Genomic DNA, 15,074 nt, shown 5'->3' with positions numbered 1-15,074 from the left:
GGCGCCGTCGTGGCCGCTCGCGCCCGGCCGGCGGTGGCCACACGTCAGACGAGGCCCGCGCCCCTTCGGGGCGCCGGACCTCCCGTACCGGCGATGGAGAGCGAGCCCGGGCTCGCCGTGGCCGGGTCGGTCGTCCAGCGCTGCCCGGCCGAGCCGTCGCGGACCTTGACGACGAGGTCGGCGCCCGCGTTCCCGGCGGTGGTGGCGAGGGCCAGCGTCCGGTCCCAGCGGGGCAGCAACTCGCCCTGCCCGGTGAGGTCGTAGCGCACGTCGTCGCCCCGCCGGTCGCCGGCGTCGGCGCAGGTGCCGAGGATGACCACGCCGGCGTCGGCGTGCGAGTCCAGGCACAGCCCCGCGGCGGCCGCGCTGCGCAGGCGCCCGTCGGCCTCGTACGTCCACTGCTGGGTCGGTGCCGGGGAGCAGACGGCGAGGACCGCGACCGCACCGGCCTTCGGTGCGCCCTTGATGTCCAGGCACAGGCCGGCGGCGGCGTTGCGCAGCCGGGCGGGGCGGCCGGCGGCGGGCAGTGCCGTGGTGCCGGGCGCGGTGGCGGAGGCGTTCGGGGACCGGCCGGCGGCGCTGCCGGGGACGGCGCTGGTGGAGGCGACCGGGTCGGTGCCGTCGCCGCCGGCCGGCCACGCGCTGATCGCCAGGACGGTCACGAGCAGCCCCGCCGAGGCCACGCCGACTCCGGTGAGCAGCGTCCTGGACGACCAGGCGGTGCCCGGGATCCGGGCGAGCGGTCCGGGTTCGTCGTTTGCGCGCCGCCGGGTGCCGGGCGGGGCGACGCGGGTGAACAGACGGGGTTTGTCGCGCTTGTCGCGGCCGCGCCGACGTCCGCCGGAGCGCCGGGAGCCACCGCGGGTGCGGCCGGGACCGGGGCGGCGGCCAGGACGCGAGTCGAGATAGCGGCGGGCGCCCCAGCCGAGCACGGCCTCGGCGAGCAGCACGCCCAATGCGGCGTCGGCGTGGCCCAGTTGCTCGGCGGCGTGGCGGCAGTAGGAGCAGGCGGACAGGTGCTCCTGGACGTCGGGCAGCAGGGCGCCGGCGCCGCCGCGGCGGATCGGCGCGTCGAGCAGGCGGTTGTAGTAGCGGCATTCCTTGCCGGGCGCGAGTTCCCGGTGGGCGCGTACCAGACCCTCGCGGAATTTCTCGCGCGCCTGTTCCAGCGCGCCCGCCGCGCTCTCGACGTCCATGCCGAGCAGTGCGGCGGGAACGGTTATCGGCTCGGCCTCGACCTCGATGTGCCACAGCAGCGCCTGCTCCGGCCGGGGAAGGGCGTGGAACGAGCGGTCGGAGAGGGCGCGGTTTTCCGGTATCAGGGTCTTCGCGGCGCGCATACCGCGGCCCCCGGCGGGTTTCCCGAGTCCGGGCAGTACGGCGGTGATCCGGTCGGTGCCGGACCAGTTGACGACCGTGTCCCGGACCGCCACGAGCAGCCGGGGACGCAGCGCCTCCGCGGGTTCGCCGAGCGCCAGCCGGCCGAGGACCTGATGGAAGGCGGTGGCGGTGACCATATGGGCGAGCTGCCCGGAAAGGGCCAGGCAGACGACCGCGTAGTCCTGCGCGGGCTGCCAGTGCCGGGCCATCAGCAGGGCGGCGGACCGGGAGGCCTCCGCGTCGGAGCCGGCCCGCAGCGGACCGGCGAGCGACTCGTCGGACTCCCCGAGGTCACCGCCCGGCGGTGGATAGGGAGGACGAGGGGGGTGGGGGGTTGGCACTGAGCGGATTCCTTTGGTGCGACGTGCGTTGATGCGTACCTCGGCGACGCGCGGGGAAGGAATTGGCCGGCCCTCGGCCGGTGAAGCTCCGCAACTGCTGGAAGAACCTCTGTTTTTATCCCCCACACGGTCCTTTCAACCCTTGCACAACTTCCACACGAGCAACAAGGCGCCCGCAGGACATCGGCAGTTTTGAAGGAAAGTCAGAATACGGCCCGCTGCCTGCTCCCCTGCCTTGGCTTTCGGTATTTCATGCGCCCCGTGTGAAGCACGCGCACGCAGCGGCGGGTCCGCGCACGCTTCCGGGGTGTGCGGCCCGGTAGTGGACTGGGACCGGCCCCTCGCAAAGGCCGCGCAACCGGCCGCCGGCCCCGTTCCTCCCGCCCTCGGCCGGCGGCCCGCCCCGCCCGACCTGCCCCGGCCGGCGGCCCCGGCGGCTTCCCCCGCCGGCCGGGGCGGGACGGGCCCGCGCGGGCCTGCTCAGATCTGCCAGGACCGCAACCGGTCGGCCGCGCCGTACACGTCGGTCTTGCCGGAGATCAGATCGCGGGCGAGGTCGACGAGGGCGCCGTAGGGCGGGTCGATGCCGACGCCGCTGACGAACATGTAGGCCACGGCCGTCGCGCAGGCGAAGCGGGCGTTGGCCGCGGGCAGCGGCTTGAGCAGGGCGAGGGTGTGCAGCAGGGCGGCGGCCCGCCAGGCGGGGTCGGAGTCCACGCCGAGCCGGGGCGGATCCACGCGGTGCCGGGCGACGGCGGCGACCAGCGCGGAGAAGTCGTCGACCGCGGGCTGGTCGGGCAGGACCTCCTCGTGGCGCTGGAGCAGCCAGGGGACGTCGATGTGGATGACGGAGGGCATGCGTCAGGCGGCCTCGTCCTTCGCGGGGGACTCGTCGTCGGGGAAGGCCGCGGCGAACTCGTCGGCGTGCGCGGCGAAGAACGAGCGGAAGGCCTCGGCGCCCTCCTGCAGGGCCCGGTGCCGGGCGATGTCGGCGGCGGCGGCCTCGCGCACCAGGGCCTTCATCGACGTACCGCGCTCCTTGGCGATCTGCCGCAGGTCCTCGAGTTCCCGATCGCTGAACTCCACATTGAGAGCTGGCATGCCCCTCACGGTACCGCGCGGGTACTTACCCGTAAATATCACCAGGTCAGATGCCCTTCCCGCCGGTACCCGCGGGGTCCGAGGGCCATGTCCGGTTCCCGCCGGTCACACGGCGCGCGACGCAGCAGACTCGACAGCGCGGAAGAAGCCGGCAGCACGACCACAGGAGCCCTGCCATGAGCACAAGCACCGTTCACACCGTCCACCCGAGCCCGCTGGGCGACCTGCTGCTGACCGGCACGGTCTCGCCGGCCGGCCTGAGGCTCGGCTCGCTCGGCATGCCGGGGCAGCGCGGCGCACCCGCCGTGCGCGCCGAGGACCGCGACGACGGGCCTTTCGCCGGGGTGCACCGGCAGCTGGACGCCTACTTCGAGGGCCGCCGGAACCGCTTCGAGCTTCCGCTCGCCGCCACCGGCACCCCGTTCCAGCAGGCCGTGTGGCAGGCCCTCGAGGACATCCCCTACGGCACGACGACAACGTACGGCGAGCTGGCCGCCCGGCTGGGCGTGCCGCGGGCCGACCTGCGCGCGGTGGGCCGGGCGCTCGGCGCCAACCCCCTCCTGCTCGTCCGCCCCTGTCACCGGGTGATCGGCGCGGACGGCTCGATGCGCGGATACGCGGCGGGAGTCGAGCGCAAGCTGTGGCTGCTCACGCACGAGGGCGCGCTGCAGCCGGCCCTGCTGTGAGGGAGGTCGTCATGACGTTGACCCCGACCGAGGCCCGCCGCCGGGTGGCCCGCACGGACTGGGCCGCGCTCGCGGCCGAGCTGGACGAGCACGGCAGCGCGCCCACGGGCCCGTTGCTCTTCCCGGCCGAGTGCGCCGACCTGGCCGCGCTCTACGACAAGCCGGAACTGTTCCGGACGACGGTCGATCTGGCCCGGCACCGGTTCGGCTCCGGCGAGTACCGCTACTTCACCCACGGCCTGCCCGCCCCGGTGGCCTCGCTGCGCGCCGCGCTCTGGTCCCGGCTGCTGCCGGTGGCCCGGGACTGGGCGGCCCGCCTGGGACGGCCGGCGCCCTGGCCCGACTCCCTCGAGGAGTGGCTGGAGCGCTGTCATGCCGCGGGCCAGGACCGCTCGGCGCAGATCCTGCTCAGCTACGGTCCGGGCGACTGGAACGCCCTGCACCGGGACGTGTTCGGCGAGCTGGTCTTCCCGCTCCAGGTGGTGGTCGCGCTGGACACGTACGGCACCGACTACACCGGCGGCGAGTTCCTCATGGTCGAACAGCGCCCACGCGCCCAGTCCCGGGGCACGACGAGCATCCTGCGCCTGGGCCACGGCCTGGTCTTCACCACCCGGGACCGCCCCGTCCGCACCCGCCGAGGCTGGTCGGCCGGGGCGATGCGGCACGGGGTGAGCACCGTACGGTCGGGCCGACGGCGGACGCTCGGGCTGGTGTTCCACGACGCGGCGTGAGGGCACCGCGGCTTCGTCGGCGGACGGGCCGGTCACTCCGGATGAGCCACGGCGTCTTTCTGCAGTTGCACCGACGCCACCAGGCTGAGCTGTGGCTCCGCCTGGCGCAGCGCCTTCAGCGCCGCCACCGAGGCGATGTCCCCGGCGAAGCCGACGGCGGCCAGCCGGGAGCGGACCCAACGAGCCCGCAGCTCTCCCTCGGTGGCGGCGGCGGTGGACTCGACGAGTGCGGCGGCGCGCTCCAGGCCCGGGCGCTCCTCGGGCGGTGCCTCGGCCAGCGCCCGCCGCAACGCCGCCGCAACCATGTCCGCGTCCCGGATGACGAGCACGACGTTGTGTTTCCTGTTCAGTCCCGCGAGAGCTGCCATGGTGTCACCGTGGCCGTCACCCTGCTTGTCCGGCAAGACAATTGAGGATTCTCAGAGGATCACCGGGCTTTGCCCGCCGTCACACGTCCAGGCTGCTGATCCGCACCGCCCCCTTCCCCTCCCCCGGGTAGGCGCTCGTGAGCGTCAGGCGCAGCCGGGAACCCCGTACCGCGTCGAAGGTGATCACCGTCGGGCCGTCCGACGCGGTGGCCCACTCCGTCTTCGCGTCGGTGACCGGGACGTAGGCACGCCCGTTCCACACCGCCACGTCGGCCTTCGCGGGCAGCGCATGAGTGGCATCCACCGTGAAGGAGACCGCCACCCGGTCGAAGGTCCGGGTGCGCCCGAACTCGACCGAGACCCAGTCCCCGGCGCGAGCGCCGTTGAACGCGGGCAGCAGCGCGGTGGCCGACTTGGCGAAGGCGTTGGACCAGCCGGTGGCGGGGTCGCCGTCGAGCATCGCGGCGGGCAGGGTGTCCGGGCGGCCGGAGTAACTGGCGTCCGCACAGGGGTAGTCCGGGGGCGACGGGTGGTCGGGCTGGAAGCCGGCCGTCGGGGTGCCCGCGGTGTCGCGCGCCGGGGTGGTGGGCACGCTCGCCGTGCCGGTGCGCAGGCCGTCCGCCCGCGCGGTGACCGTCAGCGGGCCGGGCTGCGTGCCGGAGCGGACGATGGCGAGGGCCTTGCCGTGGAACGCGGTGCGGGTGCTCGCCTGGTAGCGCTCGGCGCTCTCCTCGCGGCCGTTGTCGACCCCGGCCAGGGAGCCGCCGGTGACGTCGAAGGTGATGAGGTGCCCGGCGTCGGGCACCACCACGCCGTGCGCGTCGACGATCTCGGCGGTGACGAAGGACAGCGAACGGCCGTCGGCGGCGAGCGACGAGCGGTCGGCGGTGAGGCGTACGGCGTGCGCGGCACCGGCCGTGCGGAGTACGTCGGTGGCGACCACTTTCCCGTCCCGCCGGGCCACGGCCTTCAACTCGCCCGGCCGGTAGGGCACCTTCCAGGTCAGGTGCAGCTTCCCCGCGCTGCCGTTGGGGCTGGTGTAACTGCCCGGGTAGGGGCCGTCGGTGAAGGTCTTGTCGTCGCCTGTCACCTCGGTGGTCTCCAGGTAGCCGCGGCCGTCGGTGGTCCGCTTGACGTCGAACTTCCGTACCCCGAGGGACTTTCCGTTGAGGAAGAGCTCGACCGACGGCACGTTCGCGTACGCCCAGACCTCGACCGTGTCGCCCTCCTCGTGGTTCCAGGTCATCGGCAGCAGATGGACCATCGGCTCGGTCGTCCACTGGCTCCTGAAGAGGTGGTACATGTCCTTCGGGAACCCGGCCGTGTCGACCGCGCCGAAGAAGGACGCCTTGACCGGGAAGACGTCGTACGGGGTGGGTTCGCCGATGTAGTCGATGCCGGACCACAGGAACTGGCCCGCGAACCACTTGCGGTCCCGGTCCTTCTTGTGGCCGTACTCGCCGCTCATCGTCCAGGAGGCGAGGTTGTTGTCGTAGGAGGAGGTCTCCCGCCTGCCCGGGGTGTGGTTCTCGCCGGTGTTGAGGTGTTCGGGCTCCTGGTACGTCCCCCTGGTCGAGGTCTCCGAGGACGACTCGGACTCGAAGAGGAACAGGTGCGGGTACCGGGCGTGCAGCGCGTCGACCGACTTGGCCGTGTTGTAGTTGAGGCCCAGGCCGTCGAGCTTGGCGAGCATCAGGTCGGCCGCCGAGCCCTGGGCGGGCACGCCGTGGTACTTGTTCGAGCCGATCACGACCGGGCGGGTGTCGTCGGCGGCCTTGATCGCGCCGATGATCCGGTCGGCCATCGCGAGCCCGGCGGTGGAGGTGGAGTCGGGGATCTCGTTGCCGATGGACCACAGGACGACGGCCGGTGAGTTCCGGGCGGCCAGCACCATCTCCGTGGCGTCCTTCTCGCACCACTCGTCGAAGAAGCGGCCGTAGTCGTACTTCGTCTTGCCGGTCTTCCAGCAGTCGAAGGCCTCCACCATCATCACGATGCCCAGCTCCTCGCAGACCTGGATCATCTGCGGTGAGGGCGGGTTGTGGGAGGTGCGGAAGGCGTTGACCCCCATCGACTTCATGATCCGCATCTGTCTGCGGACCGCGTCGATGCTGATCGCCGACCCCAGCGCGCCCTGGTCGTGGTGCAGGTCGACACCCTTGATCTTGGTGTGCGTGCCGTTGAGGGAGAAGCCCTCGTCGGGGTCGAAGCGGTAGGTGCGGATGCCGAAGGGTGTGCTGCAGGTGTCGGTGGTGCGGCCCGCGACGCGCAGCTCGGTGTGCAGGGTGTAGCGGTGCCGGGGGGTCGCGAAGTCCCACAACAGGGGCTTGTCGACGGTCAGTTCATGGGTTTCGGTGGTCCGGTCGGAGACGGCGGCCGTGGTGGACGCGCGGGCGACCGTGCGGCCGTCGGGGCCGGTGATCCGGGACAGGATCCGGACGTCCGTGCCGGTGCCGGACTCGTTCACCACCGCGGTGGCCACCCGGACCAGGGCGCTGCCCGCGGAGACCTCGGGGGTCGTGACGCAGGTGCCCCAGCGTGCCACGTGTACCGGTTCGGTGACGACGAGCCGGGCTTCGCGGTAGATGCCGCTGCCGGAGTACCAGCGGCTGCTCGGCAGCTGGTTCTGCACCTTCACCGCGAGCACGTTCGGCGTGCTGCCGTCGGTGTGCACGAGGCCGGTGAGGTCGAGGGCGAAGCCGGTGTAGCCGTAGGGGTGGCGGCCGGCTTCGGTGCCGTTGCAGTAGACGTACGAGTCCATGTAGACGCCGTCGAACTCCACCGAGATCCGCTTGCCGGCGCAGGCGGGCGGCAGGGTGAAGGCGAGCCGGTACCAGCCGAGGCCGCCCGGGAGGAAGCCGGTGCCGCTGGTGGTGCCGTGGTCGGTGGTGGGGGTCTGCTCGATGCTCCAGTCGTGCGGGACGGCGACCTCGCGCCAGGCCGAGTCGTCGTAACCGGGATCGGCGGCCCGCGCGTAGGCGCCGGCGGGATCGGTGATGCCGCCCGGATCGACCAGGGCGAAGCGCCAGCCGTCCCGCAGGGGCACGGTGTGGCGTCCGCCGGCATCGGCGGACGCCCCGGCGGCGGCCGGTGGCGCCGGGATGCTCAGCAGCGCACCGGCCGCGGGTGTCGCGGTGGCGGCGACCAGAACCGATCGGCGAGTGACCGTCATGGCGGCTCTCCCTCATCAGGGCCCAGAAGTACTCACAACTGCTCGTGAACAAACAGATTCTGACGGGTTGCCACACGCGACCGTCAAGGGTCCGGAGCACCGGGAGCGCCACCGCCGGCACATCGGCCGGATTTTCCCCTTGCCCGTGTTCGACCGACCGGCCAGGTGGAGGGCGGTTGCCGTTCACCGGAGTCCCCGAAGCACTACGCTGGAACGCGAGAGGTGCCACCTGTTCACTGTGAGTGTGCGCTTGGGAGCGGCGACGATGAGCCGGGTCTATCCGTTCGACGATGCGGCGACGGCCCGGGCTGTCATCGACGACGACGGCACGCTGGTCGAGTGGAACGAGGGCGCCAGGCGCCTGCTCGGCCACCCGGCGGAGTCCGTCCTGGGCCGCCCCGCCGCCCGGCTGCTGGCCGGGGAGGACGCCCCGGCCCCGCCCGCCGGCCCCCGCTGGGAGGGAACGCTCGGATTGCGCCACCGGGACGGCCGTACCGTCCCGGTCTGGCTGCTCGCCCACCGCCGGCCGGCGCGCGACGGACACGGCGGCAACTGGCTCGTGGTCACCCCGCTGGCCGGCCCGATACCGCCCGCCGAGGACGACCCGCTCGCCGCCGCGGGCCTGATCCAGTCGCCGTGCGCCGTCGCCGTGTACGACGCCGAACTGCGGCTGCGCCGGATGAACGACGCGATGGCCGATGTCGTCGGCCTGCCGGAGGAGCGCGTACGCGGGCTGCGGCTCACCGAGATCGGCGGCAAGCCGCAGAGCGAGGACCTGGAGCAGGGCATGCTCCAGGTGCTGACCACCGGCAGCCCCCTGGACCTGCAGACCTGTATGCGCACCGGCGGCGAGGACCGCGCCCACGCCTGGCTCGCCCGGATCGCCCCGGTCAGGGACGCTCAGGGCCGGGTGCGCGGGGTGTGTCTGGCCAAGCACGACGTCACCGACAACTACCGGGCCCGCCAGCGGCTGCAGCTGGTGAACGAGGCGAGCGTGCGGATCGGCAGCACGCTGGACGTCACCCGTACGGCACAGGAGCTGGCGGACGTGTGCGTGCCCGCGCTCGCCGACTTCGTCACCATCGACCTGCTGGATCCGCAGGACTACGGCGGCGAGCCCCCGGCCCGCCCCTCGGCGCCGCTCACCCTGCGCCGGGCCGCCCATCGGTCGGTCCTGGACGGCGTGCCGGAGGCGGTGGCGCAGGCCGGCTCGACCGAGGAGTACCCGGCCGGCTCTCCCCAGGCGGACTCGCTGACCGCGGGCCACACGATCATCGCCTCGGTGGCGGTGGGCGAGATGCGGTCGTGGCTGACCTGGAGCACCGCGCGGGGCGAACAGGTGCGCAGGTTCGGCATCCACTCCTCGATGTCGGTGCCCATCCAGGCCCGCGGGCTCACCCTGGGTGTCGCGGTGTTCGCACGGCACCGGCGGGCGGATTCGTTCACCGCGGACGACCGGCTGCTCGCCGAGGAGATCACCACAAGGGCCGCCGTCTGCATCGACAACGCCCGCCGCTACTCCCGTGAGCGGGAGACCGCGCTCGCGCTCCAGCGCAGCCTGCTGCCGCGCACACTGCCCCGCACGGCCGCGCTGGAGGCCTCCTCGCGCTATCTGCCGGCCGCGCGGGCCGGCGTGGGCGGCGACTGGTTCGACGTGATCCCGCTGTCCGGGATGCGGGTCGCGATGGTCGTCGGGGACGTCGTCGGGCACGGCGTCGAGGCCTCGGCCACCATGGGCCGGCTGCGGACCGCGGTGCGTACCCTCGCCGACATCGACCTCGCCCCCGACGAGCTGCTGACTCACCTGGACGACCTGGTGGTCCGGCTGTCGGACGAGTCCGGCGCCGGCGCCGACCCCGGGGAGGCCGGCAGCCCCGGCGAGGCCGGCGCGACGTGTGTGTACGCCGTCTACGACCCGGTTTCCAGGCGCTGCACGGTGGCCCGCGCCGGGCATCCGGCGCCGGTGGTCCTGCGGCCGGGCGGCGCGCCCCAGGCCCTGGAGGTGCCCGCCGGTCCCCCGCTGGGTCTGGGCGGGCTGCCCTTCGAGGCCACCGAGGTGGAACTGCCCGAGGGCACCGTCCTCGCGCTGTACACGGACGGTCTGGTGTGGTCACGGGAGCGGGACCCGGAGGCGAGCCGGGAGATGCTCTACGAAGCACTCGGCACGTACGCGGACTCCCTGGACGGGGCGTGCGACCGCGTCCTGCACACCCTCCTGCCGCCGGGGGGCTCCGCGGACGACGTGGCGCTGCTGCTCGCCCGCACCCAGGGCCTGCCCTCCACCCAGGTGGCGACCTGGGACATCCCGGCCGACCCGGCGCTGGTCGCGCCGATCCGCAAGCAGGTCGTGGAGCAGCTGGACGCCTGGGGGCTGAGCGAGGCCGCGTTCACGGCGGAGCTGGTGGTGAGCGAGCTGGTCACCAACGCCATCCGGTACGGCTCGCACCCCATCCGCCTGCGGCTGATCCACGACGCGACCACGCTGATCTGCGAGGTGTCCGACACCAGCCACACCGCCCCGCACCTGCGCCGGGCCAAGGTCTTCGACGAGGGCGGCCGCGGCCTGCTGCTGGTCGCCCAGCTCACCCAGCGCTGGGGCAGCCGGCACACCCCGGAGGGCAAGACGATCTGGGCGGAACTGCCACTGTTCGAGCAGGACCAGCAGGGCTTCTAGACGAGCCGGGCTTCCAGCGGGACCGGCGGCGCTCAGGAACCCGCCAGCCACGGACGTACCTGTTTGCGGGCCTCGTGCAGACGGGACTTCAGGGTGCCGAGGGGGATGCCCACGCGCTCCGCGACCTCCGCGTAGTCCAGCTGGCAGATGTCCCGGTAGACCAGCGGCGCGACCAGGTGCGGATGCGTCCGCTCCAGCCGCTCCAGCGCCTCCAGCAGGTCCACCCGGGAGCCGGCGATCACGCTGGTGGTGCGCGGGTCGACGGCGTGCGAGGGCTCGATGGCGGCCGGCTGCTCGGCGGCCCGCCGCTTCAGCTCGCGGTACTTCTGCCGGCAGCAGTTGGCGACCACCGTGTACAGCCAGGTGCCGAAGCGGCTGCGGCCCTCGAAGGCCGAGATGTGCCGGGCCACCTGGAGCAGCACGTCCTGGGCGGCCTCCTCGGCATCCTCCCGGCACGGCAGGAAGCGCCCACAGCGGCGCAGGACCTCCGGCCGGATCTCGGTGAGCAGCCGGTCCAGGGCCGCTCTGTCGCCGGCGGCAGCCCACCGGGCGAGGTCTTCCATCGGCGCCTGGTCCTGCACCGGGGTCCCCCTTCAAGTCGATCTCAGGCCAGGCATGATAGTCGTATGCAATCCCCAGGGCGGATCGGCCGCTACCGCCTCGCACGGCCGCTGGGCACCGGCGCCTTCGCCACGGTCTGGCTCGCCCACGACGACGAGCTCCAGGCCCCGGTCGCGGTGAAGGTCCTCGCCGAGAACTGGTCGCACCGGCTCGACATCAGGGACCGCTTCCTGTCCGAGGCACGGCTGCTGCGCCGGGCCGGCTCCAGCCGGGTGGTGCAGGTCTACGACATCGGTGAACTCCCCGACGGCAGGCCGTACTTCGTGATGGAGTACGCCGACGGCGGCACCCTCGCCGACCTGCTGGCGGGCGGGCCGCTGCCGGTGGGGCACGCGCTCGCGCTGACGGCGCAGGCCGCGCGGGCCGCCGCCGCGCTGCACGAGGCGGGGATCGTGCACCGGGACATCAAGCCGACCAACGTGCTGCTGCACACCGCCCCGGACGGCACCCGGCGGGTGCTGCTGGCCGATCTGGGGCTCGCCAAGAGCCTCGCGCAGGCCTCGGTGCTCACGCTGGCGGCGGGCTCGGCGGGCTATCAGCCGCCCGAGCAGGCCGAGCCCGGCGAGGGCATCGACGAGCGGGCCGACGTCTACAGCCTGGGCGCGGTCGGCTACGAGCTGGTCACCGGGACCGTGCCGGGCCCGCCGGGCCGGGTCGTACCGCCCCGGCGGCTGCGGCCGGACCTCGGCGAGGACGTGGAGCGGGCGCTGCTGCGCGCGCTGGAGCCGGACCGGGCACGCCGCTGGCCCGGCGCGCAGGCGTTCGCGGACGAGCTCGACCGGCTGGCGGCGGGGCCGCCCGCGCTCCGGCCCGCCCGGCGGCTGGACGGTGTGCGCGGCCGGCTGAACACGGTCACCCTGTCCCTGGCCGCGGTCCTCACCGCGGCGGCGGCCGCGGCCGCGGTGACCCTGGCGATCCACCACGGCGGCTCCTCGGACCAGGTGCAGGTCGCGGACGCGACCGGGCGGGTGGCCGTCAAGGTGCCGGCGGGCTTCGGCCGCGAACTGCGCGACTCCGGCTGGGACCCGGGCGCGCTGCGCCTCGGCAAGGGCCACGAACCGGGGCTGGTGGTGGCCGACGACCTGTCCCGGTGGCCCGATCTGGGCAGGGCGGTGGACGGCGTGTTCGTCGGGCTGAGCGAGCACGGCGACGTCACCGCGAAGGTTAAGGCCCTCGCGCACACGGGCTGCAGCTACTCCGGCAGCCGCACCTTCGCCGACGCCGACTGGCGCGGTCTGGTGCGGGCCTGGAGCGGCTGCCCGGACGGCGGCTCGGTCACGGAGACCGCGCTGATCCCGGCCCACGGTGCCGCGCAGCCCCAGGTGTACGTGCAGGTGCGTCAGCGGGGCACCGGGGACGCGACCGAAGGGATACTCCGTTCGCTGAGTGTGACCTGAGGCCTGCCGAAGGCCACAGCGGGGAAAAGATTCCTGCGTGTGCCGAACTTTTCCGGCGTTGCGCGCATCGGAACGTGAGGACGGCGCACCCGCGCCTCGAGGCACGCGTTCCGACGCGTGCCCTGACCCTCCAGGAGTGTTGAGCGACATGGTGTACACACCCCGGTCCGCGCGGCACGGGGCCCTGCTCGTGGGCACGGTCGCCGTGCTGGGCCTCCTGTCCGCCTGCGGCAACGGCAAGGACGTCCACAGCAACCCGCCCATCACGGCCTCCGGTACGGCCGCGCCGGCGACGGGCACCACGAAGAGCCCGGCGTCCGCCACGTCCGCCCCGTCCGGCACATCGACCGGCACCGGCCCGTCCTCCCCGTCGAAGGCGGCCCCGTCCGCGAGCGGCGGCGACACGGCCACGCCCGCGGCGAGCACCCGCTGCCACACCTCCGAGCTGCGCGCCTCGGTGGGCCGCAACGACCCGGGCGCCGGCCAGGAGAACTTCCCGGTCGTCCTCACCAACAGGTCCGGCCGGACCTGCACCGTGCACGGCTATCCGGGCGCGGCGTTCATGAGCGCCTCCGGCAGCCAGCTCGGATCGGACCCCAAGCGCGAGTCGGGCACCCCGACGACGATCGCCCTCAGGCCCGGGCAGAGCGCCTGGGCGGGGCTGACCTTCTCCAACCCCGGTATCAGCGGTGCCAAGACGGCCACCCCGGCCGCGCTGCTGGTGACACCGCCGGACGAACGTGACTCGCTGAAGGTCGCGTGGACGGGCGGAGCGGTGCCCGTCTCCGGGAACTCCTCGTCCGTCTTCCTGTCGGTGTTCAGCCCCGGCACGGCCCCCTGACCGGCCCCGGCGCCCCGAGAACCCCGCTGTCCCACTGCCTGGGCAGCGGGGTTCGTCATGCTCGCGCCACAACTGTCACAGGACGGCAACAGGCGCCGTAGGCCGCGATCTTCTCCACGACTCCCGTCATCGAACCCGTCGACCCACACCGGCGAGCAGGCCCCGCGAGGGGCCGTGACAAGGAAATCGGGGACAAGATGAGCGGGATCTCACGCAGGCGGGTGCTGACGGCGGGCGCGGCGGCGGGTGCCCTGGGCACGCTGGCCGCGTGCTCCTCCGGCACCGGCCTCCGGGTCGGCGGCCCGGGGGACGACAAGGGCACGGCCCAGGCCCGGCCGGTCAAGCCGATCGGCGACGGCTCCACCGCCGACACCGGGGCGCAGCCGCACCAGCCGACGCCCGAACGGCTGAAGCCGGGCCAGAAGCCCCCGCAGTTCGTGGTGTTCTCCTGGGACGGCGCGGGCGAGCTGAGCAACCAGCTGTTCTCCCGCTTCCGCAAGGTAGCCGCCGACCACGGCGCCAAGATGACGTTCTTCCTCAGCGGCATCTACACGCTGCCCGAGTCCAAGAAGAACCTGTACCGCCCGCCGCAGCACCCGGTCGGCGCCTCCGACATCGGTTACCTCGCCGACCGGCACATCCACGCCACCCTCCAGCAGGTCCGCGCGGCCTGGCTGGAGGGCCACGAGATCGGCACCCACTTCAACGGGCACTTCTGCGGCGCGACCGGCGTGCGCAACTGGTCCCCCGCCGAGTGGCGCAGCGAGATAGACCAGGCGGTCGACTTCGTGACCAAGTGGAAGACCAACACCGGCTTCACCGACCTGGAGCCGCTCCCCTTCGACTACCGCAAGGAGCTGACCGGCGGCCGCACCCCGTGTCTGGAGGGCCAGTCCAACCTGCTGCCCACGGCGGCCGCGCTCGGCTGGAAGTACGACGCCAGCTCCCCCGGCGGGCTGCAGATCTGGCCGGGCAAGGTGCAGGGCGGGAAGATCTGGGACTTCCCGCTGCAGTCCATACCCTTCCCCGGACACTCCTTCCAGGTACTGTCGATGGACTACAACATGATGTTCAACCAGTCCGGCGGCAACCCGAACGGCGACCGCGCCCAGTACGACGCCTGGCGCACCCAGGCCCGGGACGCCTATGTCGCCGGCTTCCAGCGGGCGTACACCTCCAATCGGGCGCCCTTCTTCATCGGCAACCACTTCGAGCGCTGGAACGGCGGCATCTACATGGACGCCGTCGAGGAGGCCATCGGGAAGATGGCCGCGTACGGCGACGACGTGCGGTTCGTGTCGTTCAAGCAGCTCGTGCACTGGCTGGAGGCGCAGGACCCGGCGGTGCTGCGGAAGCTGCGCACGCTGGTGCCGGGGCAGGCCCCGGCGGGCGGCTGGGCGGAGTTCCTGGGCGCGGCGGGCAGCCACAGCTCGTAACCCGCAACACGCGTCTGGTTTCAGTACGAGCACGAGGCGGGCCTCGGGGAGTTCACCCGGCTGGGCCTCATCGCCGTGCCGTCCTCGCTCGCCGTCGCGGTATGGCGCTGTGGGGGTCGCTCCAACTCCTCCGACAGGGGGTAGGTGCGCCGAGGGAGACCGACCGGAGGCGTGTGATCGCGTGGCTCGTCGAGGGCGCCTGGCCCGCCTGCGCGGACGCGGCGGCCATGCGCCGGACCCCGCCGAGGTGGTACTGCTGCACTTCGCCGAGGTGGTACTGCTGCACTTCAGCGGGCCCGAGGTGCCGGGTCAGGCGCACGGCG

At 73.3% G+C, this 15,074-nt stretch carries 12 protein-coding genes; 6 read left to right on the top strand and 6 right to left on the bottom strand.

Going from position 1 to position 15,074, the window contains the following annotated elements:
• Positions 1–44: 44 nt before the first annotated feature.
• The 3 genes from ACWGJ5_RS01585 to ACWGJ5_RS01575 all read right to left on the bottom strand — a co-directional run bounded on the left by ACWGJ5_RS01585 (position 45) and on the right by ACWGJ5_RS01575 (position 2,822).
• The gene (locus ACWGJ5_RS01585) at positions 45–1,721 is read right to left on the bottom strand and encodes an RICIN domain-containing protein (protein ID WP_453307777.1); all 1,677 of its coding nucleotides are present in this window, start codon (positions 1,719–1,721) and stop codon (positions 45–47) included.
• A 480-nt stretch (positions 1,722–2,201) separates the two neighbouring features.
• Complete coding sequence (locus ACWGJ5_RS01580) at positions 2,202–2,579, bottom strand: toxin Doc (protein WP_142219268.1); 378 nt, start codon at positions 2,577–2,579, stop codon at positions 2,202–2,204.
• Positions 2,580–2,582: 3 nt separating this feature from the next.
• Entirely contained in the window at positions 2,583–2,822 is a 240-nt protein-coding gene (locus tag ACWGJ5_RS01575; protein WP_453307776.1) for a hypothetical protein, read from the bottom strand.
• 176 nt (positions 2,823–2,998) lie between these two features.
• Between ACWGJ5_RS01575 and ACWGJ5_RS01570 the strand changes: the two genes are divergently transcribed.
• Both ACWGJ5_RS01570 and ACWGJ5_RS01565 read left to right on the top strand, forming a co-directional pair.
• Positions 2,999–3,508: a methylated-DNA--[protein]-cysteine S-methyltransferase gene (locus ACWGJ5_RS01570; protein ID WP_453307775.1), complete on the top strand. Its 510-nt coding sequence runs from the start codon at positions 2,999–3,001 to the stop codon at positions 3,506–3,508.
• 11 nt (positions 3,509–3,519) lie between these two features.
• A complete protein-coding gene (locus tag ACWGJ5_RS01565) occupies positions 3,520–4,242 on the top strand; it encodes a 2OG-Fe(II) oxygenase (RefSeq protein WP_453307774.1) in 723 nt (240 codons plus the stop codon).
• Positions 4,243–4,274: 32 nt separating this feature from the next.
• Here the strand turns inward: ACWGJ5_RS01565 and ACWGJ5_RS01560 are convergent, their stop codons facing one another.
• Entirely contained in the window at positions 4,275–4,610 is a 336-nt protein-coding gene (locus ACWGJ5_RS01560) for a hypothetical protein (protein ID WP_453307773.1), read from the bottom strand.
• Between the two features lie 79 nt (positions 4,611–4,689).
• Positions 4,690–7,782 (bottom strand): glycoside hydrolase family 2 TIM barrel-domain containing protein, encoded by a 3,093-nt coding sequence (locus tag ACWGJ5_RS01555; protein WP_453307772.1) that lies wholly within the window; start codon positions 7,780–7,782, stop codon positions 4,690–4,692.
• Positions 7,783–8,047: 265 nt separating this feature from the next.
• On the opposite strand from ACWGJ5_RS01555, the gene ACWGJ5_RS01550 reads away from it, so the two are divergent.
• On the top strand, positions 8,048–10,456 hold the full coding sequence (locus tag ACWGJ5_RS01550) for a SpoIIE family protein phosphatase (RefSeq protein WP_453307771.1): 2,409 nt from the start codon (positions 8,048–8,050) through the stop codon (positions 10,454–10,456).
• Positions 10,457–10,488: 32 nt separating this feature from the next.
• Here the strand turns inward: ACWGJ5_RS01550 and ACWGJ5_RS01545 are convergent, their stop codons facing one another.
• Positions 10,489–11,037 carry an RNA polymerase sigma factor gene (locus ACWGJ5_RS01545; RefSeq protein WP_453307770.1) on the bottom strand — a complete coding sequence of 183 codons (549 nt, stop codon included), beginning with the start codon at positions 11,035–11,037 and terminating at the stop codon, positions 10,489–10,491.
• Positions 11,038–11,082: 45 nt separating this feature from the next.
• Here ACWGJ5_RS01545 and ACWGJ5_RS01540 point away from each other — a divergent pair, with 45 nt between their 5' ends.
• The 3 genes from ACWGJ5_RS01540 to ACWGJ5_RS01530 all read left to right on the top strand — a co-directional run bounded on the left by ACWGJ5_RS01540 (position 11,083) and on the right by ACWGJ5_RS01530 (position 14,751).
• Positions 11,083–12,474 (top strand): serine/threonine-protein kinase, encoded by a 1,392-nt coding sequence (locus ACWGJ5_RS01540; protein ID WP_453307769.1) that lies wholly within the window; start codon positions 11,083–11,085, stop codon positions 12,472–12,474.
• A 148-nt stretch (positions 12,475–12,622) separates the two neighbouring features.
• Entirely contained in the window at positions 12,623–13,315 is a 693-nt protein-coding gene (locus tag ACWGJ5_RS01535; protein ID WP_453307768.1) for a DUF4232 domain-containing protein, read from the top strand.
• A 197-nt stretch (positions 13,316–13,512) separates the two neighbouring features.
• The gene (locus ACWGJ5_RS01530) at positions 13,513–14,751 is read left to right on the top strand and encodes a hypothetical protein (RefSeq protein ID WP_453307767.1); all 1,239 of its coding nucleotides are present in this window, start codon (positions 13,513–13,515) and stop codon (positions 14,749–14,751) included.
• Positions 14,752–15,074 lie beyond the last annotated feature (323 nt).

The organism is Streptomyces sp. NPDC054783, assembly GCF_053611725.1.
This window is presented reverse-complemented; position numbering and strand designations above follow the sequence as displayed.